The organism is Streptomyces sp. P9-2 (assembly GCF_051903975.1).
GTDB classification, from domain to species: Bacteria; Actinomycetota; Actinomycetes; order Streptomycetales; family Streptomycetaceae; genus Streptomyces; species Streptomyces cellulosae.
On record NZ_CP192633.1, the window covers coordinates 7,081,477 to 7,106,028 of the forward strand.

21 protein-coding genes, 1 pseudogene and 2 CRISPR repeat arrays (1 of these 24 only partly in view) are annotated in these 24,552 nt (G+C 69.1%); of the genes and pseudogenes, 8 read left to right on the plus strand and 14 right to left on the minus strand.

Annotated elements, in window-relative coordinates; translation table 11 throughout:
* Positions 1–1,700: direct repeats of the CRISPR family, unit length 29 nt; unit sequence GGGACCATCCCCGCGGGTGCGGGGAGCAG; it begins 34 nt to the left of the window's first position.
* A gap of 92 nt (positions 1,701–1,792) precedes the next feature.
* The 8 genes from cas2e to cas3 are packed head-to-tail and all read right to left on the minus strand — an operon-like array spanning position 1,793 to position 11,126.
* Complete coding sequence (gene cas2e, locus ACQY0Z_RS32080) at positions 1,793–2,158, minus strand: type I-E CRISPR-associated endoribonuclease Cas2e (RefSeq protein ID WP_391810783.1); 366 nt, start codon at positions 2,156–2,158, stop codon at positions 1,793–1,795.
* The gene (cas1e, locus tag ACQY0Z_RS32085) at positions 2,155–3,126 is read right to left on the minus strand and encodes a type I-E CRISPR-associated endonuclease Cas1e (RefSeq protein ID WP_439813258.1); all 972 of its coding nucleotides are present in this window, start codon (positions 3,124–3,126) and stop codon (positions 2,155–2,157) included. Before cas1e ends, cas2e begins: the two co-directional genes overlap by 4 nt.
* Positions 3,123–3,911, minus strand: coding sequence for a type I-E CRISPR-associated protein Cas6/Cse3/CasE (gene cas6e / locus ACQY0Z_RS32090; protein ID WP_439813259.1), 789 nt, complete (start codon positions 3,909–3,911; stop codon positions 3,123–3,125). The genes cas1e and cas6e overlap by 4 nt, the downstream gene beginning before the upstream one ends.
* Positions 3,911–4,654: a type I-E CRISPR-associated protein Cas5/CasD gene (cas5e, locus tag ACQY0Z_RS32095; protein ID WP_439813260.1), complete on the minus strand. Its 744-nt coding sequence runs from the start codon at positions 4,652–4,654 to the stop codon at positions 3,911–3,913. The genes cas6e and cas5e overlap by 1 nt, the downstream gene beginning before the upstream one ends.
* Positions 4,651–5,847: a type I-E CRISPR-associated protein Cas7/Cse4/CasC gene (gene cas7e, locus ACQY0Z_RS32100; protein ID WP_439813261.1), complete on the minus strand. Its 1,197-nt coding sequence runs from the start codon at positions 5,845–5,847 to the stop codon at positions 4,651–4,653. The genes cas5e and cas7e overlap by 4 nt, the downstream gene beginning before the upstream one ends.
* Positions 5,844–6,518, minus strand: a complete 675-nt coding sequence (casB, locus tag ACQY0Z_RS32105) for a type I-E CRISPR-associated protein Cse2/CasB (RefSeq protein WP_439813262.1) — start codon at positions 6,516–6,518, stop codon at positions 5,844–5,846. The genes cas7e and casB overlap by 4 nt, the downstream gene beginning before the upstream one ends.
* Positions 6,515–8,278, minus strand: coding sequence for a type I-E CRISPR-associated protein Cse1/CasA (gene casA / locus ACQY0Z_RS32110; RefSeq protein WP_439813263.1), 1,764 nt, complete (start codon positions 8,276–8,278; stop codon positions 6,515–6,517). Before casA ends, casB begins: the two co-directional genes overlap by 4 nt.
* Positions 8,253–11,126 (minus strand): CRISPR-associated helicase Cas3', encoded by a 2,874-nt coding sequence (gene cas3 / locus ACQY0Z_RS32115; protein WP_439813264.1) that lies wholly within the window; start codon positions 11,124–11,126, stop codon positions 8,253–8,255. Before cas3 ends, casA begins: the two co-directional genes overlap by 26 nt.
* Before the next feature lie 284 nt (positions 11,127–11,410).
* A CRISPR array of direct repeats spans positions 11,411–13,208; the repeat unit is 29 nt; unit sequence CTGCTCCCCGCACCCGCGGGGATGGTCCC.
* Positions 13,209–13,929: 721 nt separating this feature from the next.
* Between cas3 and ACQY0Z_RS32120 the strand changes: the two genes are divergently transcribed.
* The 8 genes from ACQY0Z_RS32120 (at position 13,930) to ACQY0Z_RS32155 (ending at position 19,260) form a co-directional block, all read left to right on the plus strand.
* A complete protein-coding gene (locus tag ACQY0Z_RS32120) occupies positions 13,930–14,880 on the plus strand; it encodes a hypothetical protein (protein ID WP_439813265.1) in 951 nt (316 codons plus the stop codon).
* Between the two features lie 80 nt (positions 14,881–14,960).
* Positions 14,961–15,869, plus strand: coding sequence for a hypothetical protein (locus ACQY0Z_RS32125; RefSeq protein ID WP_439813266.1), 909 nt, complete (start codon positions 14,961–14,963; stop codon positions 15,867–15,869).
* A gap of 12 nt (positions 15,870–15,881) precedes the next feature.
* The gene (locus ACQY0Z_RS32130; RefSeq protein WP_439813267.1) at positions 15,882–16,907 is read left to right on the plus strand and encodes an ImmA/IrrE family metallo-endopeptidase; all 1,026 of its coding nucleotides are present in this window, start codon (positions 15,882–15,884) and stop codon (positions 16,905–16,907) included.
* A gap of 150 nt (positions 16,908–17,057) precedes the next feature.
* Positions 17,058–17,342 (plus strand): DUF3892 domain-containing protein, encoded by a 285-nt coding sequence (locus ACQY0Z_RS32135; protein WP_439813268.1) that lies wholly within the window; start codon positions 17,058–17,060, stop codon positions 17,340–17,342.
* A 113-nt stretch (positions 17,343–17,455) separates the two neighbouring features.
* Positions 17,456–17,716, plus strand: a complete 261-nt coding sequence (locus ACQY0Z_RS32140; RefSeq protein WP_439813269.1) for a multiubiquitin domain-containing protein — start codon at positions 17,456–17,458, stop codon at positions 17,714–17,716.
* Complete coding sequence (locus tag ACQY0Z_RS32145) at positions 17,691–18,530, plus strand: DUF6791 domain-containing protein (RefSeq protein WP_439813270.1); 840 nt, start codon at positions 17,691–17,693, stop codon at positions 18,528–18,530. Before ACQY0Z_RS32140 ends, ACQY0Z_RS32145 begins: the two co-directional genes overlap by 26 nt.
* Entirely contained in the window at positions 18,491–18,859 is a 369-nt protein-coding gene (locus ACQY0Z_RS32150; RefSeq protein WP_439813271.1) for a hypothetical protein, read from the plus strand. Before ACQY0Z_RS32145 ends, ACQY0Z_RS32150 begins: the two co-directional genes overlap by 40 nt.
* 50 nt (positions 18,860–18,909) lie before the next feature.
* Positions 18,910–19,260 carry a DUF6527 family protein gene (locus tag ACQY0Z_RS32155; protein ID WP_439813398.1) on the plus strand — a complete coding sequence of 117 codons (351 nt, stop codon included), beginning with the start codon at positions 18,910–18,912 and terminating at the stop codon, positions 19,258–19,260.
* 179 nt (positions 19,261–19,439) lie between these two features.
* Here the strand turns inward: ACQY0Z_RS32155 and ACQY0Z_RS32160 are convergent.
* The 6 genes and pseudogenes from ACQY0Z_RS32160 to ACQY0Z_RS32185 form a co-directional block, all read right to left on the minus strand.
* Positions 19,440–19,673 (minus strand): annotated as a pseudogene (locus ACQY0Z_RS32160) (helix-turn-helix domain-containing protein); the annotation flags it as partial.
* Positions 19,674–19,817: 144 nt separating this feature from the next.
* The gene (locus tag ACQY0Z_RS32165; RefSeq protein ID WP_439813272.1) at positions 19,818–20,369 is read right to left on the minus strand and encodes a GNAT family N-acetyltransferase; all 552 of its coding nucleotides are present in this window, start codon (positions 20,367–20,369) and stop codon (positions 19,818–19,820) included.
* The gene (locus ACQY0Z_RS32170; protein ID WP_439813273.1) at positions 20,357–20,860 is read right to left on the minus strand and encodes a hypothetical protein; all 504 of its coding nucleotides are present in this window, start codon (positions 20,858–20,860) and stop codon (positions 20,357–20,359) included. Before ACQY0Z_RS32170 ends, ACQY0Z_RS32165 begins: the two co-directional genes overlap by 13 nt.
* Positions 20,861–21,165: 305 nt before the next feature.
* Complete coding sequence (locus tag ACQY0Z_RS32175; RefSeq protein WP_439813274.1) at positions 21,166–21,831, minus strand: hypothetical protein; 666 nt, start codon at positions 21,829–21,831, stop codon at positions 21,166–21,168.
* A gap of 59 nt (positions 21,832–21,890) precedes the next feature.
* Positions 21,891–22,790 carry a 5'-methylthioadenosine/S-adenosylhomocysteine nucleosidase family protein gene (locus tag ACQY0Z_RS32180; RefSeq protein WP_439813275.1) on the minus strand — a complete coding sequence of 300 codons (900 nt, stop codon included), beginning with the start codon at positions 22,788–22,790 and terminating at the stop codon, positions 21,891–21,893.
* Positions 22,787–24,520, minus strand: coding sequence for a hypothetical protein (locus ACQY0Z_RS32185; protein WP_439813276.1), 1,734 nt, complete (start codon positions 24,518–24,520; stop codon positions 22,787–22,789). The genes ACQY0Z_RS32180 and ACQY0Z_RS32185 overlap by 4 nt, the downstream gene beginning before the upstream one ends.
* Positions 24,521–24,552 lie beyond the last annotated feature (32 nt).

Below are 24,552 nucleotides of genomic sequence, written 5' to 3' on the forward strand. Positions count from 1 at the left end.
GACGTCCGCCCACACGTCGCCCGCGCCGGGACCATCCCCGCGGGTGCGGGGAGCAGGGCGCACCCGGCGTCCCCGGGGCCCTGGTCTGGGGACCATCCCCGCGGGTGCGGGGAGCAGCATGGCTTCCAGTCGGCGGGCGGCGGCGAGGAGGGACCATCCCCGCGGGTGCGAGGAGCAGGTGGCCGTGCGTGGTGTTGCGGGCGACGAGCAGGGACCATCCCCGCGGGTGCGGGGAGCAGCGTGTCGGCGCCGGCGTGGTCAACCCCCAGGCGGGACCATCCCCGCGGGTGCGGGGAGCAGCGACTTCGGTCTCCAGCCGGGCAGCGAGAACGGGGACCATCCCCGCGGGTGCGGGGAGCAGCTCGCCAGCGACACCCCGGCGACCACGAGGCCGGGACCATCCCCGCGGGTGCGGGGAGCAGGGTCCCGCCTGACGGACCGCCGGGGCCGCACCGGGACCATCCCCGCGGGTGCGGGGAGCAGTTTGCCACCAGGGACACCGAATACGTCTTTGAGGGACCATCCCCGCGGGTGCGGGGAGCAGTCGCCGCGAGCTCTTGAGGGTGGCCGAACGACGGGACCATCCCCGCGGGTGCGGGGAGCAGCTGGCCACGGAGAACCCGAACTACCGCTCCGCGGGACCATCCCCGCGGGTGCGGGGAGCAGAATACCGGGTGTGGCTGTCCTGGGCTGCCGGCGGGACCATCCCCGCGGGTGCGGGGAGCAGCCCCGAAAGGGCACCGCCATGTCTCCGTACCTGGGACCATCCCCGCGGGTGCGGGGAGCAGGGTGCTGGAGCCGGGCAGCGGCGCGGGCGTCAGGGACCATCCCCGCGGGTGCGGGGAGCAGGTGTAGCCCCACTGGTTCGTGCGCCGGCGGGCGGGACCATCCCCGCGGGTGCGGGGAGCAGTCATGACGCACATAGTGCCATGCGCGAACACCGGGACCATCCCCGCGGGTGCGGGGAGCAGTACACGGGATCGTCGAGGACCCACACGGAGTCGGGACCATCCCCGCGGGTGCGGGGAGCAGTGGCAGCTCTACACCCTGAACCGCTTCGGGGACCATCCCCGCGGGTGCGGGGAGCAGGCCCGAGCCCTCGCCCTCCTCGAAGCCGCAGAGGGACCATCCCCGCGGGTGCGGGGAGCAGCCCACGCCCACCGGCGCCGAGGCCCTCGCCGCGGGACCATCCCCGCGGGTGCGGGGAGCAGGGCAACATCGGCGGCGGCCCCACCCCGCTCGAGGGACCATCCCCGCGGGTGCGGGGAGCAGGTCGATTCCGCCGATGGCTCCGACCTCGGCCAGGGACCATCCCCGCGGGTGCGGGGAGCAGTCGGCGTGCTTCCCCGCCGGGCACTGCTGCGGGGGACCATCCCCGCGGGTGCGGGGAGCAGCTGTACATCGACTGCACGTCGTGCGAGGCGATGGGACCATCCCCGCGGGTGCGGGGAGCAGGCCGGAACCCGGTTCCTGGAGCGTCTGGCCGAGGGACCATCCCCGCGGGTGCGGGGAGCAGCGAGACCTACTCCGCGACGGTGACGCTCTCCAGGGACCATCCCCGCGGGTGCGGGGAGCAGCCCCGGTGCGGGGGGGACACTCCGCACCGGGGGGGACCATCCCCGCGGGTGCGGGGAGCAGGCCGTTCCGGTACGCGAGCGAGGACCTGACGCGGGGACCATCCCCGCGGGTGCGGGGAGCAGACTGGATGACCTGCTGTTTTAGCCGGGGTGGCAGCGGTTTTCGAGTACTTTCACAGAGTCCGGCATATGGGGTGTAAGACACTTCACCTGCATCAGCCTCTCCCGAAGCGTCTGCGCTTTGCAGCCCTGCTCCAGCCGGGAGGGGGAGCCTGTCCCGTCGTCGTAGTTCCCCGGGAGGGCGCGTTCGGGTCGGGGCGACGGATCAGGGTGACGCCCTCGTGGTCGACGGGGTGCCAGGCGTGCTCGTGCGTGCGGAACGTGAAGCCCTGTTCGTTGTTCGTGGTGTGGGCCAACAGCGCGCGGCCCTGGCCTGCGTACTGCTGGACCTCTTCCCAGAGCACGTCGCGGATGCGGGCCGAGGGGTTGCCCACGAACACGCCTGCGGAGATTTCCAGCAGCCAGCGTGTGAGGAAGCCTCGTAGTCCGGCGGGGCAGTTGGTGAGGACGATGACGGTCACCAGAGTTCGTCTCCGTAGTTCTCGTCAGGGCCGTCGTAGTTGACGCCTGAGGTGACCTGGTGGCCGTGGTCGCTTTGCAGCGTGACCACGTCCCGATCGCGGTCGGGGGCAGAAGGGCCGGTCGTCTCTGGCATCAGAAGGCGTTTGATGTCGTCGACGCACCGGTTGAGCAGGGACGTTTCGTTGATGCGGTCCCGTAGTGCGCGGCGTGTGCGGGAGCCGACGTCCTCCTCGTCCTGTGCGGCGACGTCGAAGGCGACCGGGATGCCGATCTCCGTCTTGTAGAGGTCGGCGATGTCCAGGACGAATGACAGCTCGTGGCCGGAGTGGACGAAGCCGAGTGCCGGGCTGCATCCCAGGGAGGTGACGACGGCATGGGCGATGCCGTACATGCACTGGGCGGCGGCGGTGATGGCCTGGTTGACCGGGTCGCCGCTGGTGAAGTCGCCGGGGACGTAGCGCCGGCCCCGCCAGGAGACGCCGGTGCGGGCGGCCTGGGCCCGGTAGCAGTCCTTGACCCGTCTTCCTTCCCGGCCGAGGAGTTCGTGCCGGGTGAGGCCGGCGGGGTCCTCGTCGGGGAAGCGGAGCCGGTACATCGCGCGTGCCACGGCGAGGCGGCTGCGGGGGTTGGCCCACTGGCGGGCCTGGGCTTCCATGAGGGCGGAGGAGCGGCTGAGGGCACGGCCGGAGGCGTAGTAGCGCACGCCGTGTTCCCCGACCCAGCAGACCGCGGCGCCGGTCTCGCCGAGCACACTCATGGCCTGGTGGGTGACGCGTGTGCCTGGGCCGAGAAGGAGGGTTCCGATGGTCGCCGACGGGATGTGGGTGGTGCCTTCCGCGTCCTGGGCGGTGATCGCGTTGGCGTCGCGGTGGACCGTGCAGCGTTCCAGGTAGACGAAGGAGAGACGTTCGTCGGTGCGTGTCAGTTGCCGGGGGGTCAGCGCCGGGCGGCGTGAGACCGTGCTCATGCGGTGTGCCGGTCGGGCTCTGTGACCGGCGCCAGGGTGAGGAGGCCGCAGCCGTACGCTCTGGCCCGGCCGATGCCCTGAGTGAGGGTGCGGCGCAGCAGGTCGGCGTCGGTGACCTCCAGGCGTCCTTCGAAGGTGACGGTGACGACGGTGACCGGCCTGTCCCGACGGGCGTCGGCTGAGCGCGACTTGTCGAAGGTGAGGGACCGCGTGTCCCGTATGGCCAGCTCGTACCGGTCACCGGGGTGAGGCCGCTTCTGGTGGGTGGTGCCCTCGGGCAGGAGCCGCCGGTCCACGGGTTTCTCACAGACGCGGAAGCCGGAGCGCTCCTGGCGCTTCTCGTCGAGCAGCCAGCCCATCTGGTGGACGGGGGTGAGGTGGGCGGTGAGTTTGCGGGGTTCGCCTTCTTTGCGGCGGATGGTGTGTACGGGGTTGGCGGTCAGGCGGAACGCCCAGCGCTCGCCCGCGGCCAGCCGGTCGAGGAGCGGAGCGTAGGGCCGGGTCTGCCAGCCCGGGTTTTCCGGGCCGGCCACGGCGGGCCATCCTGCCTGCTCGACCAGATGTGTCAGGTCGGGGCGGTCGGGGCTGACCACGTACAGCAGCACTTCCGCGCGGGCGAGTTGGTCCAGCCGCCACAGCACGCGCGGGGCGTCGGGCGCCGGGCTGTCGGACGGCAGGATGTGCGGGAAGGACGACATGACGGCTGCGTGCATGGCCTGTGGGGAGGACAGCAGGCGGCGTGCGCCGGGCCGCGCGGTGTTGACGCGGAAGCGGGAGAGGAACATCAGGCGCTCTCATTCTCCAGGGCCTCGAGGGCGGCGAACGGATCGTGTGCCTCCTGTGGACCGCCGCTGCCCGACGTGATCGGAGTGGACACGGAGTCGGTGACGACGGTGCGCAGCGCGTGCCGCCGGCCGGCGGCGTCGAAGGTGACCGGCTGGTCACGCTGGACGTCGGCCGCTGCGGCTGACTCGTCGGAGGCTGTCTCGCGCAACACGGTCAGGGTCTGCGGGGTCCGGCCTCGCTTGCGGTACCAGGTGGAGGCCTGCCAGGGCACGCTCGCCAGTACGTCCTCAAGGCGGGTGTCCTCGTACAGAGCGAGGTCGACCGGTTCGGCGGGCGGGCACGAGCGCCGGCCGAGGTAGGGCGGGTACACGGGGGTACGCAGAGCATCGCGCAGACCGGTGAGCAGGGCGTGGTCGCCCTCGACGGCGGCTACGAAGACGGCGTCGGCGAGGTAGAAGCGTTCGGACAGCGGCATCGACGCGCCGGTGACACCGTGATGGGCGGTGTGGAAGTCCCGGATGCGGGTGCCGGGCTGGTCCATGCGGACGGCGAACCGGAGTGCCGCCAGCGGGGCGAGGTGTTCGTCGTCGCCGCGTTCGATGCCGGCTGCAGCTGCGAGCAGGCCGATGACGCCACTCTTGGTCGGGGCGGACTCGGTGGTGCGTCGGGTGAAACGGGAGGAGGCCCCCCAGGACTGCAGGGGGCCTGCCAGGCGGAGGGCGAGCACGCTCGTCCGGCTCATGCGGGCTTCTCCAGGCGTTCCGCGACGGCCTGGCCGACCGCGGTGGCGAGTTCGCGGAGCGTGCCGGCCTCGGTGCCGAGATCGGCGAGCTTCTGCGTGGCGGGACCGACCCGCAGTACCCAGGTGAGGGTGGTCTCCAGGTCGCCGTAGGCCCGTTCGACGTCGAAAGCGTATGCGGCGAGCCGGTCGGCGGCTTCGCGCAGGTGCCCGCCGCCGTTGCTGCGGACCGGGTCCTCGAATGCGGCGACGCAACTGATCGGCCGGGTGGTGCGGAGCTTGACGACCACGGCATCCGGTTCGGTGTGGTGCCCGAAGGTGTTGATCTTCCCGGTGGGCAGAGAGGCGACGAAGGCCTGCACGAACGCTTCGACGGCGCGGCGTACCGGCTCGGTGCGCGGTTCGTCCTCGCGCAGTCCCTGGCCGAGGTTGGCGGCGAGCTGGTGCACGCCGAGGGCGGCGTAGCGGTAGAGGGTCGCGGAGTTGAAGTCGACGGTGCCGATCATTCCGGCGCCGGTCTCCTCGTCGGTGTTCTCGTCGTCGACGGCGGTGTAGTAGTCGGACTCGTTGTCGACCCGGTGGACGCTGAGCGCGTGCGCCACCTGTACGGCGGCGTCGACGTTGATGTCGGCGATGTCGGCGACCATCCGGCCGAAGAGAGCAATGTCCACGGAGTGGCGGGTGTCCGCGAGCTCCCTGGCTTTGGCCTTGTTCTCCTTCGTCCTCAGGAACGCCCCGATGTCGGCGGCGCCGTCAAGAGCGAGGCGAGCCAGGCCGTCGAGCTGCCGGGAGCTGAGGAAGACCAGGTACTTGCTCTCGGGGGCGGGTGCGGGGCCGCCGTCCTTCTTGGCCTGGTCGGCCTTCCGCTTGGGTACCTCGGTCTTGAAGCCGGCGGCCTTCACCGTCTCGTCGGCGAGTTTCAGCGCCGTTTCCCGTTCGACGGACTCGTCGAGCCCGGTGATCCGGTCGGCCAGGAGTTCCACGATCTTCTTCGTCCGCACGCCGAGTTCGGCGGGGTCGAGCAGGTGCTCGTCCCTGAAGTAGGTGCGGATGGCCCGCTTCCATGCCTGGCTGGAGACCCGGGCGCGCGGGACTCCACCGTAGACGGCCGTCTTGGGCGCGCCCGTGTCGTCCCGGTTGAGATTGCTGGGCGGGACGGTCTGCAGGGCGTGCACGTCCAGGAAGATGCGGTTCACGAGGCGTCCTTGTCGGTGTCCGAGGTGGTGTTGTCGTCGGAGGTGGGCCGGGGCCACCGCTGCTCGTGGAAGGAGCGCCCCCACCGGCGGCGGACGGCAGCCGGGCCGTCCGGCCACTGCCAGCAGTAGAGCTGGCCGGCGAGGAGGGCGTAGTCGAGCGGGATGTCCTCGCGGCGCAGCAGGGCCACGATGTCGCGCAGCCGCTGGGTGAGGGAGACGAGGTCGGGGGCGGTGCCTGCGCGGACCAGGCGCTTGCGGACGGGTTCGTCGATGCCGTCCGCCGGCATCAGGCGCCGGACCGCTGCTCCCAGGCCGCTTGGCCGTTCCCTCGTGTGCCGACGGTGCATGGGCGTGCCCCGCGACTGTTGATGGAAAGCCCAGAGGGTGAGGGCCGCGTGCAGCGCATTCTCGGCACGTCCCAGTTCCTGCTCGCCCAGCGCTCGCGTTCCCGCTTCCGAGGTGTGGAGCGCATCGGTGTCGATCAGATTCCACAGGTCCGGAGTCTCGCCCGCTTCACGGCCTGCACCGCGACGCAGGCGGGCCAGAGCGGCGACAGCCTGAGACCGGTCGTTGAGGTAGCCCTCCTGCCAGGGACCGATGTGAGTGGCGGCGAGCTCCGCGACTCGCTGGTGTACCGGGGCTGTGGCGAGCGGAGCGGATGTGGTTGTCATGCGTGCACCTCCGGGGCGGTCACGGCGTCATCGGTGTCCGACGAAGGCGTCGGTTGGGGCGTATGCGAACCGTCGTCGCCGAATGTGGCGTCCCCTTCGCCGGAGCCCGGGGAGCCGGGGGAACCGGGGTCGCCCAGTGCTCTGGTCAGCCGTGCCCGGAACCACACATCGGCCAGGCTCGCGTTCAGCCAGAGGGTGCCGCCCTTGGTGTCGCTGTGAATCCGACCCTCCCAAGCCGCGTCACCGGCGGCAGCGACAATGCGGTCGCCAAGACGGCCCACCGTCTGCCGAACCTGGCGCTGCCACGCACTACGGTGCTCGAACGGATCGACAACCTCCGCCATCGCGGAGAGCCAGTCACGGTAGGGCTGGTCCAGCGCATCGAACCCCTCGGCACGAGCCGCGGACTTCGGGCCCTCCTCCTCGGATCCGGTGGCTCGGGCCAAGTCGGCCGCGAGGTCACCCAGGACCCGTACGGCTCGATCGGCGTCCTCCGCCGCGGAGATGGCCTGCTGGGCGTACGTGGGATCCTGCGCGTGCAGCATGACGACCGGCATCACCAGACGGTCGTCGACGACCTCGTCGACCACGGACTGCTGCGTCCCGTACCTGACGCCCGCCACCCGGGCACGGACGAGGAAACGGCGCGAGAGGTGGCCTTCGGTCACAAGCCGGGCGACCCACTCCAGGATCCGCGGCCGCAGGCGCAAGGGCCCCTCAGTGCTGCTCGTTTCCTCCAGCCGGTCGGCAAGGAGCGCGGCGATGCCCCGCCAGGCCGAACGGGCCGGATCATGTTCCAGGGGCAGGTACACAGGCGACTGCCCCAGCTTCTTCTCCTGCGCGGGACTGCGCCGCCACGATGTCATCGGCTCGAGACGATGCCTGTTCCGGGAGACGAGCGGATCGCCGTAGCCGAGGACGACTCCGTGGACACCGTCCGCGTCGTAGTGCAGGCGCACCCGGCGCGACTGCCAGGTGTACAGGTCACGCAGACCGGTCGCGGAACGCCCGTCAGAGCCGGGACCGCAGGGTTCACGACGCCAGGCCGGCCGGTCGTCGGCGGAGAAGTCGAGCTCTTCGGTGTCCGCCGCCACCAAGTTGAGCAGCAGCGTCTCACGGAGGGTTCTGCCCTCGACGAAGACGCCGCCGAGTCCGCCCGCCCAGCCGGTACCGAGCGGATACACCTTGCCGCCCTTGACCCGGTCGTCGTCCACCATGCCGGTCTTGATGCCAGAGGTGTCGTAGGCATGGACGTGAACGATCCAGCGGGCGGCCTCGGCAAAGGTCAGCCTGCCCACGTCCGGCAGTCGCGCACTGAAGAACGGCTCACCGGCAGGCACGTCGGCCACGATCCGGTTGAGCGAGAACACTTCGTCCTTCGCCGTGCGCAGGCCGGGTGTCTGGAGGAACGGCGTGACGGGGTGCAGCAGGTCGAACCGCTCACGCTGCTCGGCCAGGTATGTCTTGACGGGAGCGAAGCAGTCGGGGTCCCCCCACAGCTCCGCCCACTTCTCGATGTCGGCGGGGCCGTCCAGGGCGTCGTGGGCGACGGCCAGGAGAAGACGGACCAGGGCGAACTCCTGGGTGGCCAGATCGCCCAGGACATGCCGCACATCGTCGGCCTGTGCGAAGACCTGAAGCAGCGACAATTCGTCCTGCGACCCGTCACTGCGCAGCACCTGGATCCACGGCTGGCCAAGCAGATCAAAAGACCGCACTTCGCTCGTTGCGGCATCAGGTGATTCGGTCGTCTGCGTCACGGGTCACCTCAAGACCGTCTTCAGGGCTGTACCGGAGCGAGAATCCTGCCAGTCGGGTCTGACAGTCCTCATCGAGCGCGAGAATCAGCTGGTCGGACAGCCAAGGGCTGTCCTTGCCCTGCCACTTGGGCAGATACAGCTGCTCCAGTTCCGCGACGGCCCGGTCCATGGTCTCTCCGGAGAACTGCAGGGGAAGCCGCAGTCCGCAACTCGCCGCGGTACGAGCCGCAAACGACGTCGGTGTCGCATCCTGAGGCAGTTCGACACCGGCGCGTTGCCGATTTCTGCGGTCCGGCTTCAGCCAGGGCAGGGTGGTGAGAGCCCCGTCACCGCGCCGTTGGACGACGACGACCTCCAAGCTGTCCCGGCTGTCGCGGACCTGAGCACGACCAGTAGGGGTGTCATCCGTGTCCCCCACCCCGGCAGCGACCCAGCCGAACAGCGGCCGCCCCGGTTTGCCGACATCGCCCAGCCGGAAGACGGCAGCGCGCTCGGCCTGGTCGCTGCGGTGCCGCTCGAACTGTTCGGCGGCCTCCTTCATCGCCTTCTGCCAGTGCTCCGGACCGATCGGTCCCGCCCCGTACGCGCTCTGCACGAGGGGGCTGATGTCCTCCGGGAGCCGCACCGGCTGCTGGGGCCCGCCGTCGAGATGGGGGAGAAGTACCGCAGCTGACCGCAACAGCGCGTGCCGCCCGTACACCGCAACCGACCCCTGCACCGGGGTCGGTACGTCCGCCGTCCAGTCCACTCCTGTCACCAGGCAGCGCGCCGTCCTGAGCCCTGCAGGCCGCCTCTCCTGGCCCTTCCCGCGTCGGTGCCGGTGCAGGCGGCCCATGCGCTGCAGCAGCAGGTCGACGGGGCACAGGTCGCTGACCAGTAGGTCGAAGTCGACGTCCAGGGACTGCTCGGCGACCTGGCTGGCCACCACGATGTGCCGGCCCGACGGCCTGGCGTCCGCCTTCTCCGGAGGTCCGAAGAGGTGGAGCAGTGTGCTGTCCTTGTCCGCCCGGTCGAGATCGACGAAGCACGAGTGGGCGACAGTCACGTTCTCGGCGCCGAACCTGTCGCGCAGCACCCGAGCCGTCGTCAGTACCCGCTTGACCGTGTTGCGGATCACCAGGACGCATCCGCCGTCGACCAGCTCGTTCTCCAGCCGGCCGGCTAGGACGTCCAGGTCGTCGACGAAGGGCTCCACGTGCACGGCCGTCGATCGGGCCGATGCCCGTGGGCGGCGGGCCAGTGGTGCTGTCCCTCCCGGAGTTACGGCCGTCACCAGCGGATAGGCGTCCGGCATGTCCGCGTCCCAAGGAGTGTTTGCACCGGCCTGGCCGGCGTAGGCCTCGACGAGTTCGCGTCTGCGCGTGGCCGGCAGAGTCGCGGACAGCACCACCACGGGCACTCGGTACGCGCCCAGCCAGGACAGCACCTGATCCAGGTACACACTCATGTAGGTGTCGTAGGCGTGCGCCTCGTCGATGACGACGACCTTGCCGGCCACCGCGAGGTGACGCAGCGCCAGGTGCCTGCTCTTCAGCCCGGCGAACAGCAGCTGGTCGATGGTGCCCGCGACGAACGAGGCCAGCATGGCCTTCTTACGGCCTCGTAGCCATGTATGCGCAACGAGCTCGGCACCCGCGCGGTGCCGAGCGTCCGACTTCTGCCCCGAGGCGGGTGCTGCTTCGTCCACGCCGACGGCCGTGACCTGCCCTTTGCGGGACATCAGGCCGGTGAACTCCTCGTTGAGTGCCGCTTTGGAGTGGGCCAGATGCACTGAGTGGCGGGAGCCCGCCACTCCTGGCAGCCGGTCCAGCCAGTCGAGCAGGCGGGGGAACATGGCGTTGCCGGTGGCCATGGTGGGCAGGGCGAAGAACACCCCGCCCGCACCCGAGCGGGCCGCGAAGATCTCGGCAACGGCGAGCGCCGCCTCCGTCTTCCCCTCGCCCATCGGCGCCTCGACGATCATCAGGCCGGGCGTCTCCATGTCCCGGGCGAGCTCCACGGCCGCTTCCTGAACAGGCCGCGCCTGCGCGTTCGCAGGCAGCTCGAACCGGGAGGTGAACAGGTCCCGGGCGCTTCTGTCCGGTTCCTCGGCCAGCCAGGGGGCCGGCAGATCCAGCCCTTCCCAGGCCGCGGCTAGACGGTCCTGGTCGTTGTGGGCCGCCGCCTCGGGGAAGTACGGGAAGAGGTTCGGGTTGCTGGCGATCCAGTCGGAGACGATGACCAGCGCGGTGAGAAGCACCTGCACCGGCTGCGGCAGCTTGACTGCCCGCCATCCCTCCAGCCGCTCGACCACGCCAAAACGCTCGGCGCAGGCATCGAGCAACTCGGTCTGCACCTGCCGCCAGACACGATTGCTCGTACCAGGAGTGCGCAGCAACTCCTCACGCGCGTACAGGGCCTTGATCTGACCGTGCTCGGGCGGTACTCCGTGATGCCCGCCCACGGCAACCGTGAACTGGCCGGTCAGAGCAGGCACCCACCCGTGGCGTTCCTCCAGCCATCCCCCCAGCAGAACCTGCCCCGCCAGACCATGCGGCGCGATCCGGCGATCCGGCCCCATCGCCCTCGCCGAGCGCATCTCCAGCCCTTGGTCGCGCATCACGTCGGCGAGCTGATCCACCTGGCAGGCGAATGCCGGAGTGGCCTTCCCGATGTCGTGGACTCCCGCCAGCCACACGGCAAGTGCGCGTGCATCCTGCTCACCCTGCGGCAACGCCTCAGCGACCAGTCTCCGGACCCCCGTGGGAAGCCACTCGTCCCAGAGCAGGCCGGCCACCGCGGCACTGTCCTCCATATGCCGCCACAGCGGCAACCAACCGTCGCCGTCACGATCATGCTTGGCCCACACGGACCGAGCGGGCTCCCCCAGCCGGCTCAACAGGCCCGTACGAGCACTCCCCCCAACGCTCATGAGGGATTGATACAGGAGAGATGGGCTCCAGTGGGCCGGTATGAGGGGATACAACTGTTCGCCGCTGGAACAGCGTCCCTGAGGAGTACAGTGATCGGCTCGCCTTGATCGAGCGGGGAGTACTCTGCGGTATGGATTTTTACCCAGCATCCCATTTGCCGGAATCCGAGATAGTTGCTGAAAGTGCGCCTCGCCAGCGGTAAACGTGCACGTCATGCAGTCTGCTCCCCGCACCCGCGGGGATGGTCCTGATCGCGTCACCCTTGACGTAGAGATCCCGGTCTGCTCCCCGCACCCGCGGGGATGGTCCCGCGGACCCCGCGAAGGACTGCACGGGCGCGTGCTGCTCCCCGCACCCGCGGGGATGGTCCCCGCGACTACAAGGGCAACGCCGCCTCCCCCACCTGCTCCCCGCACCCGCGGGGATGGTCCCACGCACTACTACGGGTTTGAGGCGGAGAACCTCTGCTCCCCGCACCCGCGGGGATGGTCCCCGGAAGCTGCCGCCGGTGGCACCGGTGCCAGTCTGCTCCCCGCACCCGCGGGGATGGTCCCTGTGCGGGAACCTGGACCAGGCGGTGCAGCTGCTGCTCCCCGCACCCGCGGGGATGGTCCCAAGACCAGAGAGCGCACCACCACACTGGACGGCTGCTCCCCGCACCCGCGGGGATGGTCCCCCCGCTTTTTGCCCGGTACGCAGCCGGTACGCCTGCTCCCCGCACCCGCGGGGATGGTCCCGAGCGACGGCCTCTGCGTCGCGGCCCACAGACCTGCTCCCCGCACCCGCGGGGATGGTCCCCTCCCGGGCCACCCCCGCGGCGAGCATCTCCTCTGCTCCCCGCACCCGCGGGGATGGTCCCGAAGTAGATCCGGGTGACACCCTTGCGGTTGACTGCTCCCCGCACCCGCGGGGATGGTCCCCTGATCAAGCTCGCCGCGATGGGCTACGGCGACTGCTCCCCGCACCCGCGGGGATGGTCCCGTGGTGGCGTAGTCGAACCCCTCGGGCTTGCCCTGCTCCCCGCACCCGCGGGGATGGTCCCAGGTACGCGCACTCATCCGGGCGCCGCTGAAACTGCTCCCCGCACCCGCGGGGATGGTCCCGCCGCGCGTCGCGGCGCTTCTTCCGGAACGTGCTGCTCCCCGCACCCGCGGGGATGGTCCCGGGCACATTCGGGAGCTCAAGCCGGAAAAGGTCTGCTCCCCGCACCCGCGGGGATGGTCCCATCACGTTCGGGGCGACGACGAACTTCGGGGCCTGCTCCCCGCACCCGCGGGGATGGTCCCGCCTGGCCGATGGGCCGGCCGACCTCGTTCGACTGCTCCCCGCACCCGCGAGGATGGTCCTGCGTCCTGGAGGGTGCGGCCGATACTGCTCGGCTGCTCCCCGCACCCGCGGGGATGGTCCCGCTTCCCGGCCGCGTTCCTGGATGCCGCTGACCTGCTCCCCGCACCCGCGGGGATGGTCCCGCAACCCGCCACGCCTGGCTGTCCGCTGCGCACTGCTCCCCGCACCCGCGGGGATGGTCCCCTCCGTGGCCTGGAAGACCACCCACAGGGCGTCTGCTCCCCGCCCCCGCGGGGATGGTCCCACCCCCGACGAACCGGGCATCTTGTTCGAGGGCTGCTCCCCGCACCTGCGGGGATGGTCCCTACAGGTTCTCCGCAGAACCACCTTCATCAGACTGCTCCCCGCACCCGCGGGGATGGTCCCGAGAACGACACCCGGGCCGGTGACGCGAACCTCTGCTCCCCGCACCCGCGGGGATGGTCCCCGTGCAGCCATCACACCCCTCCTAGCCGGTCACTGCTCCCCGCACCTGCGGGGATGGTCCCCAGCCACCATCTCCCGGACCCGCCCATTCACCCTGCTCCCCGCACCTGCGGGGATGGTCCCCAGCCACCATCTCCCGGACCCGCCCATTCACCCTGCTCCCCGCACCCGCGGGGATGGTCCCGAATCGACATGCTGGCCTCCGACATCGGCGACCTGCTCCCCGCACCCGCGAGGATGGTCCCGGCGGATCATTGGGGCTGCGCAGGTGCGCTGCCTGCTGTCCACGAGCGGTATTTCTGATCATTGGGGGGTGGCCTGGGCTGATCAGTTTGGTGTTGCTGGTAGTGGGGGCTCAGGCCAGGCTCGGTGGTGGAGCGTGGCTTGGGCTGTTTCCTGAGCTGTCGCTTTGTCAGGTGGAGTGAGTGTTGGTCAGGAGTGGTCAGTTTTCTTGCATGCTGTTCAGGTTCGTTGACTGTTGGTATGTGGTGTTGCTGGGGTGGTTTAGCCAGTACAGGGCAGCGTCGAAGTCGCGGGCGGTCCAGTTGCGGAGGGGCCCTGGGGTGTCGGCCGGGAACTGGTCGATCGCTTCTGTGCAGCGGCTGTAGCGTCCGGGTGCGTGGCTGAGGGTGATGCCGAGGGTGTGCATTCCGCTGCGGGGTGTAGCGGTCGGTAGATGGCCATGCGGCCGGTGCGGCTGCTGTGAGGACGGCGGAGCGAGGGTGCAACCGGTGCGGAAGCCCAGTAGCCCCAGAGGCTGAGGAGGAGTTCGCCCGTGAGCGTTCGGCGAGGCCGCACCGATCTGGCGAGCGCGGCCTTCTCGACGGCGCTACGGACCCTCTGGTCACCGTGCCCACCTCATTCCTTGGGCGCGTCGCGCGCCTGGGGCGTGGATGTTGGTGTATGTAGACCCGAAGCCCCGCGGCTGCAGGTGCCGAGCGGCGAGCAGGGGATCGGGGGTGGCTCGTGGCAAGCGGGGCTTTCGAGGAGCTGCAGACCGGTGAGTTCGGGCCGGCCACGTTTGATCTGTTGCGGCGGCTGGTTCACCAGGTGCGCCGTGCCTCCGGCTTTCCGCCCCCGGAAGGGCGCACTGCCTGGAGCGATGACGCGGCTTACGACGTGATCAGTGCGATGTTGTCTCAGGAGGGAGCGGGACAACGGTTCGTGACCGTCTGCTTCGCCCGGGCCGCCGACGAGGCCTCCCTGGAGCGACTGTTCCTCACGTCGATCAAGAACTTCCTCATCGATGAGGCGAAGAAGACGCCGCGGGGCAAGCTCCGGCGCCGCATCGCCCGCTTGATGGACGAGGACACGGCCTACCGGAAGAACAAGGGCTCACCGCCGCGCTGGGCGTTGGCCGACCTTGCTGAGGAGGCCGTGTGGCAGGGAGATCTCGACGATCTCATCGCACAGGCGACAAGCGTGACAGGTGTTGGTATCACCCGCTGGAACCATTCCGGCCCCACACCCAAGCAGACGGTCCACGCCCTCAAGACCATCCTCCTGCGTGTGCTCCAGTACGCCCAAGGAGCGGTGCGGGAGGAAGACCTCGCCAAGGTCCTCGAGGCCCGGTTCGACCTCCTGGCGCCGGCCCGCTTCACCGCGCTGTACGCCGATGAAGGGAGCGTCGCCGAACTCGTCGACCAGCACGCGGCCATTACCGCACCGGACCCCACGGGAGTCGACGGAGTGGCCGAGGACATCTGGCAGCGCCTTTCACCCAACGAACGCCTGTTGCTTCCCTACCTCGACAAGGACGCCCATCACGCGGCGCAGCTGCTGGAGACCCGGCAAGCTCACGCGCCTGCCGTCCTGTCGAACCTCAAGACAGTGCTCCGTACCGCCCTGTCTGCGGACAGTGACGCCCAGGCGGTCATGGCCGCCCTGCTGCGGCGCTGCGGCGACGCTTCTTCGTGAACAGCCCCAGTTACGTCGTCTGGATCCAGTGAGAAGAGAATGCGCTGATGGACCACAGCCGAGGAGACGGGGGAGACGGTATGAACTCTGTCCACACCACTGCCTACCAACGGCTGGTGGCTGCCGCAGCGGGACTGAAGGTGCCCGACGCCGTCCGCCAGGTGGCCACCGCACCACCCCAGGACCCGCAGCCGGGCCAGATCTGGCGCGCAGTATGGGAGGACACCATCCAGCTGCTGCTGATCACAGCGGCCGGCGACGATGACACCCTGCGTGCCGTGCCAGCATCCTTCGAACGGTACGCCGACCCCGACACCCTGCTCCTGCCCGCTCCCGCGACCACCCTGGAACAGCCACTGGCCATGTGGTGGGGCCTGGAAGCCACCCTTCCGTGGTGTGTGCTGGACCGGCAGGTCAGCGAGCTGACCAGCCGCGCTCCCGCCCTCGCCGCCCGTACGCTTGCCGCCGCCGTGCCGGGCACGCAGTGGGGGAGCGGCACAGCCTTGTCCGCGCCGACCATCGAGTACCGCGCAGTCCTGGCCGATCAGCTCGCGTTCCTTGCCTCGGCGCAGTGGGCTCCCCAAGGATCGGGAGGCCTCAACCAGCTGTTTCGTGACCACGGCATCACCGCCCCGCAGCTCGGGGCCGAACTGAAACTGCCGCCGCCCCAGGCTCTCGCCGTGTGGAGGGGGCAACTGGCTCTGACCGCTGACCAGGCCGCCACGCTCGCCGACCGCCTCGAGCAGCCAGCCAGCCAGCTGCTCGCGGCCAACCCCGCCTTGCCACCCGCCGTCGTGCACGAACTGAACCGCCCCCTGCGCCGCGAGCAGGTGAAGGCGCTCGCCGCTCAGCACGACGAGACCGAACGCGACGCCCGGCTGCGCGCCGCCTACGGTATCTACACGCTCGCAGCACGTGACGAGGGCCGCACGCAGCCGAACTGGACGGCACGCACGAACCGCTACTTCGAACTGCGTCTGGGCGAATAGGGGGCCCACCGCGTGGTCAACTACGTGCTCGCCGACGCCGCCCGCACCCAGGCCGCCGCGATGATCCAGGAACTCGAAGCGGCCCGGCCCGGCGCGGTCGAGCGCCTGGCGCAAGGTGCCCTCGCGGAGCTGAGAACCTGGCCCGAGCTGACAGTCCTGGAGGTCGACGAGGATCTGACGGAACAAGGGTGCAGCGTCGCCGGAGCCTACGACTTCGGCCCGCCACCCCACCTGTCCGTCGCCACGTCCGCCAGCCGTGCACGGCGGGACTTCACCGCCCTGCACGAACTGGGCCACCACCTGCAGAAGAACAGCTTCGCCCTCATGGAGCCCTTTGACAGGCAACCCGACGGTGGCCTCCTCCTGGAGGATGCAGCCTGCGACGCGTTCGCAGCCGAGATCCTGCTCCCCCCGCCCTTCGTCAACCAGCACCTGGACATCAAGGGACCCACTGCGTCGACGGTCACCCAGCTGTGGCAGGCGAGCAACGCCTCCCGCATGGCGGTCTGCGTTCGAGCCGTCCAGCATCTCTCCGCCCCTGGCCACATCCTCCTCCTCGACGCCACAGGTCACCTCGCCTTCGCCGCATCCCACGGCCTTCCGCCCCTGCGGCGCGGCAGCTTCCAAGGCGACATAGCGGTCATCGACCGCGCGCTCACCGGCTTCGGTCACGCACGAGGGCTGACCCAGGTCCGCTACCGCGACGGCATCCTCGGACGGCAACTTCACACCGACACCGCGCCCATGGACGGCTACCTCGTCGCCGTCCTCGTCACCGACTCCGCCCCCTGGCGCACCTTCACCCCACCCACCCCCGACACCGGACCCCAGTCACGCGACTACATCTGCGCGAACTGCGACGAGGAGTATCGCTCCTTCGACCCCGCCTGCCGGCGCTGCCGCATCCCCCCGTGCCCCGACTGCGGCCGCTGCGCCTGCCCGCCCCGGGGCACCGAGCGCCTCTGCCCAGGATGCTTCATGCGGCACCCGCCCGCGATGTTCCCTGCAGGCAGCGACCGCTGTCTCGACTGCGACTGACGCCTCGCCACTTCCCATCTGCACCACAGTCACCCCTACCCGCGAGTTACGTCGTCCGTCCCAGGCGAAGCACCCCACCCAGGGGTGATCACGGAACCCGGGCGCCGGCCGCGGGCGCCGTCGGAACCTCGCCGGCAGGAACCAAGAACGATGGCTATTCAGATCACCGCGGTGCGCCTGTCGACCGGCGGCACCACGCACGAACACATCACCCACCTGTGGTGGACCGAGCGGGCGTCCGGCAAGACCGGCGACAACACGCGGGCGCAGATCGTCGACTGGATCGAGAACCAGGCCGGCAAGGCCTACACCAGCGACCGAGCCGGACACCGCACGGAAGTCGCCGTGGTGACGCCCGCCCGAGGCGAGAAGTACCTGCGGACTCACGCCGACGGCGTATGGACCAACAACCTCCTCGCCCTTCCCCGGCGCTGACCCGCCACACCAACACGGATGTCCGGCGCGCCGCCCCTGCGGTGACCCGCCGGACGCCCGCCCCGCCCGGGCACCCCCGGGTGGACACACAACCCCCTCACCCAGGAGGACCCATGTCTGAGGACAGTCACGGGCCCGCGCCCGTCACGATCATCGTCAACGCCCGACCGCACACCTGGGAGGCGAAGGAGATCACCTTCGAGCAGGTCGTCGACCTGGCCTACCCCGGCCAGCCGCCGAACGACCAGGACACCTACACCGTCCGCTACAGCCGCGGCCGCGAAGGCCACGGGACGGGCAGCCTCACCGCTGGCCACAGCGTCAGAGTGAAGAAGGGGATGGTCTTCGATGCCTACCGCACTTCTCGCTCGTGACCCGGACCTGGCCCGCCTCCTCGACGACGGCTACGACGTCGTCGTCCACGCAGGCCACATCATCGTCCGCCACATCCCCTACGTCACCGAGAACCGCACCGTCGAACACGGCTTCCTCGCCTACCCCGTGACCGTCAGCGGGGACCGCCTGGTCTCCGGAACCGACCACCGCATCTGGTTCAGCGGCTCCACCCCCTGCACCGAGCACGGCCGCCCTCTGGCCCTCGCCCATCCGGAGAACCGGGTGATCGCCGAGGGCCTGCAGGCGAACTTCATGCTCTCCAGCAAGCCCGGCCCCAACGGCTACCCCGACGAGTACACGAAGATCACCGCGTACGCGAGGATCATCGCCGACCAGGCACAGGCACTCGACCCCTCGGCCACTCCCACCCCTGGCGCGGCATGGCAGGAGATCGAGGATGACAGCCCTTTCGTCTACCGCGACACCGCCACCTCCCGCGCCGGTATCGCGGCCGTCAACCGCGAATTTCGAGGCCACCGCATCGTGATCGTCGGCCTCGGAGGCAGCGGAAGCTACATCCTCGACCAGGTCGCCAAGACCGAGGTCGACTCGATCCTCCTCATCGACGGCGACACATTCGACAACCACAATGCCTTCCGGGCCCCGGCGCCCCCACCCTCGACACCCTGCGTGACCGCCCGCCCAAGGCCACCTACTTCGCCTCGGCCTACGCGAACATGCACCGAGGCGTGTCCGCCTGCGAGGAATACATCGACGAGGACAACCTCGACCTGCTCACCGGAGCCACGTTCGTGTTCCTTGCCTCCGACGACGCCGCCAGCAAGCCGGTGATCATCGACTGGCTCGAAGCCCACGACGTACCGTTCATCGACGTCGGCATGGGCATCGAGGAGATCGACGGTCGCCTCAGCGGACTCCTGCGCGTCACCACCAGCCTCCCGGGCCGCCGAGATGCAGCCCGCCGCCGCATCCCCCAGCCGGCGCCCGAACGCGACGACTACGCACGCAACATCCAGACCGCGGATCTCAACGCGCTCAACGCCGTCCTGGCCGTCATCCGCTGGAAACGCTCCATCGGTATCTACGCCGACGCCACCGACGAGAGCCACACCACGTACTCACTGATCACTAACGAGATCGCCAACGAGGACCTGCCGTGACCGCACAAGACACCCTGCGCCCGGTCTTCACCGAGACCTTCCCCCCAACGATGGACGCAGGGGTGCTGTACGTCTCGATCCCCTATCGCACCTGCGGTCACCTGTGCTGCTGCGGATGCGGCCAGGAAGTCGTCACCCCGCTCTCCCCGGCCCAGTGGTCCCTCACCTACGACGGCGAGAGCGTGTCCCTCACCCCCTCGATCGGTAACTGGTCACTTTCGTGCCGGTCGCACTACTGGATCCGTGACGGTCGCGTCCACTGGAGCCACCGGTACTCGGCGGCGGAGATCGATCAGAACCGGGACCGGGATCGTCGCCTGTTGGCCAGGAATACGAGGGATCCCCGGCCAAGGCGGTGGGTGTCCAGAGTCCGTCACCATCTGCGGTTCTGGCACCCGTAGGCTGGCGAGCGGGTGCCCAACGCGCTGACCTCAGCGATACCGCTCAGCGATCGGACCGTATCGTTCCTGACAGCTGAGCACGGCTGATTCTGCACTGCTGCAGGAACAGCTCAAGTCCCGCGCCTCGTTGTCGCCCCCCTCGGGCCCTGGGGACCGAGTCTGTCGGCATTGTGGCCAGCTTCCACCGCCTCGGGGATGTACCGATAGGCGGTCGTGGTCCCGATGCCGAACCCAGCCGCGAGCTGGGCATACGGGTGGCCGTTGCGGAGATGGGCGAGGGTGAGCAGGGCCTGTCGGCCCGGAGTCAGCCGCCGCCAGCGGGTGCCGATCTCCTCATGGCGTCGGCGGAGCTCGGTGGACAAGAAGCGCAGGGCGGAGCTGGACACGTCCAGCCCGGACGGGTAGACAAGCACACGAAGCCTCTGGTGGGGCGAGGGAATCTTGGTCGTGAACCCGTCTACCAGGGGCTTCACCACGTTTTCAGCCCAACTACCGGACATCAGAAGCAGGCTGGAAAAGGCTTACTGCCTGACAACGGGGCGCCGCCCGCTGGGAGTTCAGCGGGCACCGTTCCACTCTCGGTCGAGGATGGCGTGCACGACCGAGTCACGCCACTTGCCGGCCTTGAACACGTGCTCCCGGATGGTCCCCTCCTTGACCATGCCCGCGGCTTCCATCGTGCGGGCGGAGGCGGTGTTGAGAGGGGACCGTGCACCCCAGACGCGGTGAAGGTCTAGATCGTCGAACGCGATGTCGAGGAGCAGCTTCACCGTTTCCACCCCGTAGCCGACGCCCCAGGAGGCGGGGCGCAGGGCGAAGCCCATGGTGGCGCCGCGCTGCTGGTGCGGGTCGGTGGCCAGGCGGACGAACCCGATCAGCTCTGCCGTCTTCCGCTCGATGACGGCAAGGGCGTACTCGGTGCGGGGTGTTGCGGTGGCTGAGGCGATGGAGCGCGTCACGATCTGTTCGACCTGGTCGCGGCTGCGTGGCTCGAAGCTCAGGTGCTCCGTCGCCTCGGCGCTGCCGTAGATGGCGAACACGGCGTCGACGTCGTCAGGAGCGAGTTCCCGCAGCTCAAGGCGGGTGCTGGAACGTTCTACCGGGTGCATGCCCGGACTTTACCTGTGGGCAGAGCGGGTCGGCTGGCGGGGAAGGCCTTGATCTCTGCGCGCAGGTCCCGCGCGACGACGGCCTCGCGGGCGGGACTGCTGGTCAGGGCCTGGCGGACGCGCATCGCTGACATGACGATGCCGTTGTTGCGGTGCGAGGCGGGCAGGTCGAGCACCGGGCGGATGGTGGAGGCCGCGCCGTCCAGGTCCCCGCCGTAGAGGCGGACGAGCGCCAGGTCGCACTGGGAGCCGGCGAGGTCACCGAAGGCCCAGTTCGGGGCGGTGGGGTCGCTGAAACCCTGCACGGCCTGCTCTGCCTGCTGGGCGAGCTGGGCGCCGCCGTGGCCGAGGACGGCCTCTGCCTCCACGGCGTAGTAGAGCTGCTTCTCCGGGGCGTAGGTGAACAGCCCGCCGAGGGCGTCCAGGTCGTCGCCCTGGTCACGAATCCGGCAGGCCGCACCCTGCCGACCGAGTTCCTGTCCGCACTGCACGCTGTGCCCGTAGAGGCGCTCAACGCTGCAGCGGAGTACAACCCGGGGGAGATCGTGATGTGGGTCGGCGTCGCCGACCAGTCGGCAGACTGAGTCACCACGGGAGCACCATGAGCGAGGTACGCGCCAGGACAAGCCGGTCGTGTCCGGGCCCGTCTCGCCGAAGCTGACGCGCACGGTCCTGCAGATCGTTCTCCGCCGGATCCGGCCCGGGTGTCCGCCGACGGAAATGGAGGTGGGCATTAGCTGTGCGCTCACCAGCAGCCTGCGGATGCCGAGACCGGGGTGGTGCGGCCGCTGTGATGTTAGGAGTGCTGCGTGATGGGGGCCTCCGTGCTGTTCGCCCAGGCGGTGTCGAATTGCTGGAGGGCGATGGTGTAGAGGAGACCCGGGGCTCGTGTGTACAGGCAGGGTGAATTTCTGCCGTGGGCGTCGTCGCTGTAGAAGGTGAGGTAGGCGACCTTGTCGGTGGCGATGATGCGGCATGTGTGGGGGAGGTTGTAGCTGCGCAGCCGGATGCCGCATCGTGCTTGCGCGGCTTGGGTGAGGTAGTCGATGTTGGCTCGGACCTGGCTTCTGAGCAGGTCAGCGGTGAAGCCCGGATCGAAGCGGGCAACGTCTTGGGATCGGCGGTCGAGCCAGGAGTCGTGCGGTGTGTCAGGGTCGGGAAGCAGGATCTGCACGGATGCGGGCGAGATGTCTCCGGACCACAGGGGAGCGAAGGCTTCACGGGTGAGTATGTTGCCGCGTCCGGCCATGACTTTGACCCACTGGGCTCTGGCGAGGTCCCGGCTCATGTGGTGTTCCGCGGAGGCTTGACGGCGGTAGACGCGGCGGAGCCCGGTTCCGGTGAACCATGAGCAGGCGGCAGTGAGCCACCACAGGGGACGCGAGGCGCGCAGCAGGCTGAGACCGAGCAAGAGGGCGCTGGTCACGAGAGAGCTGAGGATGCCGAGCAAGAAGGCGTTCACGCTGAGGCTCCAGTCTGGAGGTGGTATTTCCTGACGGTGCTCGCGATGCCCCGCGTTGGTCAGCAGAGATAGGGCAGCAGCCGGCTCAGGACGTGGGCAGCGTTCCTGGCGGCGAGTTCGTGATGACTGTGGCCCTTCTCCTCATCAGCGTTGTCGGAGACACCGCGGATGATGACCCAGCCGGGGTTGGTCGAGCCGTCGACTGAGTTCTCCTGCCAGTACTGGCTGAGCCCGCCGGCCTCCATGTCCACGGCCAGGACCTTCTCGTTGTACGTGGCGAGATAGGTCCGGATGTCACTGTCCCGGTCGGCGATGACGGCTTCACCGGAGCCGATGACTCCGGGGTACACCTCGTAGTGGTTGCCGGCGTGTACGGTCGTCTGGCCGGTGATGCGCGCCGGCGTCCCGTGGTCGGTGAAGTAGGCGTTCACGGCGTGAACGACGTGAGCCGGAGCTTGCCTGTGTTCTCCGCGCCGGTGGACGTCCCCACGTGGGTTGATCTTGCGGTTCTCGTAGTAGACGACCTCCGTTGAGACGATCACGTTGCCGATCCGGGCGTGGTCGTCATGGATTCCGCCTCCGACGCCCACGAGGGCCCACAGGCGGGGGTTGTAGTGCCGTCGCAGATTTTCCAGAGCGGCCATGGTGGATCGCTGGCCCTGGCTCTGCGTTTGTGTGGCCACCACGCGTAACGTGGTGTCGGGCACGGTGTGTTCACCCTGGTAGAAGTACAGACCGCTCGGCTTCTTGTGCCGGTGCAGATGCAGCTCGTCGATGACGGACCGGAGTTCCTCGCTGAGGATGGTGACGATCCCGAGGTCCCACCGGGTGTCTGCTTCGAGGGCGGGATCGGCGGAGAGCTGCGGTGCGGTCGCGGCAGTTTGAGCGTTCGTCCCGATCGCGATGTTGCTGAAGTGGTTGTTGTTGCCCCGGCTGATGATGCCTCGGTTGTGGGTCATGGAGTCGCTCCGTTGTCGGGTTGTGCACCTTGGCTTGCGGAGACGCCGACCTGGGCTGCGTCTCCGACGGCATTGTTGATGAAGCTGTTGTTGTCGCCGAAGTTGAAGATCCCACTGTTGATGATCTTGAGTGCTCGGTCGTTGAAGGCGGACGTGTCGACGTCCATGGTCTGCAGGAAGTCGCTGGCGGCGCTCAGCAGCCGCTGCTCTATGGTTTTCAGGCGTCCGAGGATGTCGCTCTTCTCCAGTTGGACCTTGGCCCACGCCTGGGACGATTCCTCCCGTACGCTGACGCGGCTGCCGATGAGGATGTTGCGGATCGGAGTCGTGGTGAGGTCGCGGGGCAGGGCGGAGGCTTTCGCCAGCCGGTAGAGGTATCGCAGGATCCGCCACGAGCGCTGGATGTCGGAGGGCAGCGCGCCCAGTTCGTTGAAGGCCGCCCATATGACGGCTGTGGCGCCGTGGTGGCCGAACTCCTCAGCTCGCTGGAACGAGCGTGGGGTGTGCGCGAGCACGCATGCTGCTGTGGACAGGCTCAGGGTTCGTCCCTGCAGGCTGACGTGCAGCAGGACGGTCGCGACATATTCGGCCCCGTCGGCCGGCGTGACGATCTCGAGAAAGTGGTGCTGCTTCGATTCGGGCGTGTTGATGATGGCGCGCAGCTCGTCCTGGGTGAAGTGATGCGGAAGGAGCGACCGGTCCGCGGCGACATCCGTTTCGGCGACATAGACGCGGTCCCGGACCTGGGCTGGCAGCCGGACGTCATGGCTGTCGGCGTTCAACGGCAGAACGGCTTCGCGTAGATACTCGACGAGTTCATGTGCCTTGAAGGGCGGAACCGAGTGCTCACGCTCGTGCAGTGGCGCCTCGTCGGAATCAGGCCGCAGCAGTTGAATGCTCATCGGCGGATTCCACTGATACACCAGTTCGCCGGCTCCTATGAAGGGTGATTCATCACCGAAGAGCGTGAACATCGTGAGGTCGTCGTCCTCATCGTCGCTGTGCCGGGAACGGCGGTACACGGCGCACATGTGGTGCTGCTGCCGGTCGGCTGCCCGCTGTCGGCCGGACAGGCGGGAGGGACGCAGTACAGCTGCGCGCAGTATGCGATTGAGGATCAGCTGGCGTGTGGCTCCGACGGCCAGGTAGACGCATGTGAGCGCCGCGGCGAGGAGAAGTGCCGTCAGTGCCTGCCGGGGATAGATCAGAGCGATGGCCAGGATGATCAGGGCAAGCCACAGCCCGGCCGTGACGACGCGTCTGACTGCGCGGGCTCTGGGCGTGGTGACGCGCGGGAGAAGGAACCTGAAGAGACAGCGATGGGCCCGTAAGGGATCCGGCAGGCGACGTCTGGACTTACGAGCCGGCACCGGCTCACGCTCGCTGCCCCGAAGCAGCACGGCCAGACGCAGAAGCAGCAGGAGACCGAATCCGCCGGCGATGAGGATGGCCGCGGGAACGGCTCCGGCGAGGACGGGACCGACCACCACGGCGAGCACCGTGGCACGGGGTAGAGCGCTCAGCGCGGCGGCACGCCACGCGTGATGCATGACAGGGACGATGTCGAAGCCGTAGGACGGAGCGACCCTGCGGTGCGGGGCGGTGCAGACTTCGTCGATCACAAGGTCGCGGAATCGCTCGTCCACATACACGCCGGCACTCAGGTGGCGGGTGGCGGACGTGGGCTCGAGCGTTGTCTCCTGTGCTGGTGGCGCGTGGGAAGTGGCCATGTCCCGCCCCCGACTCCTATAGTTATGGTTGC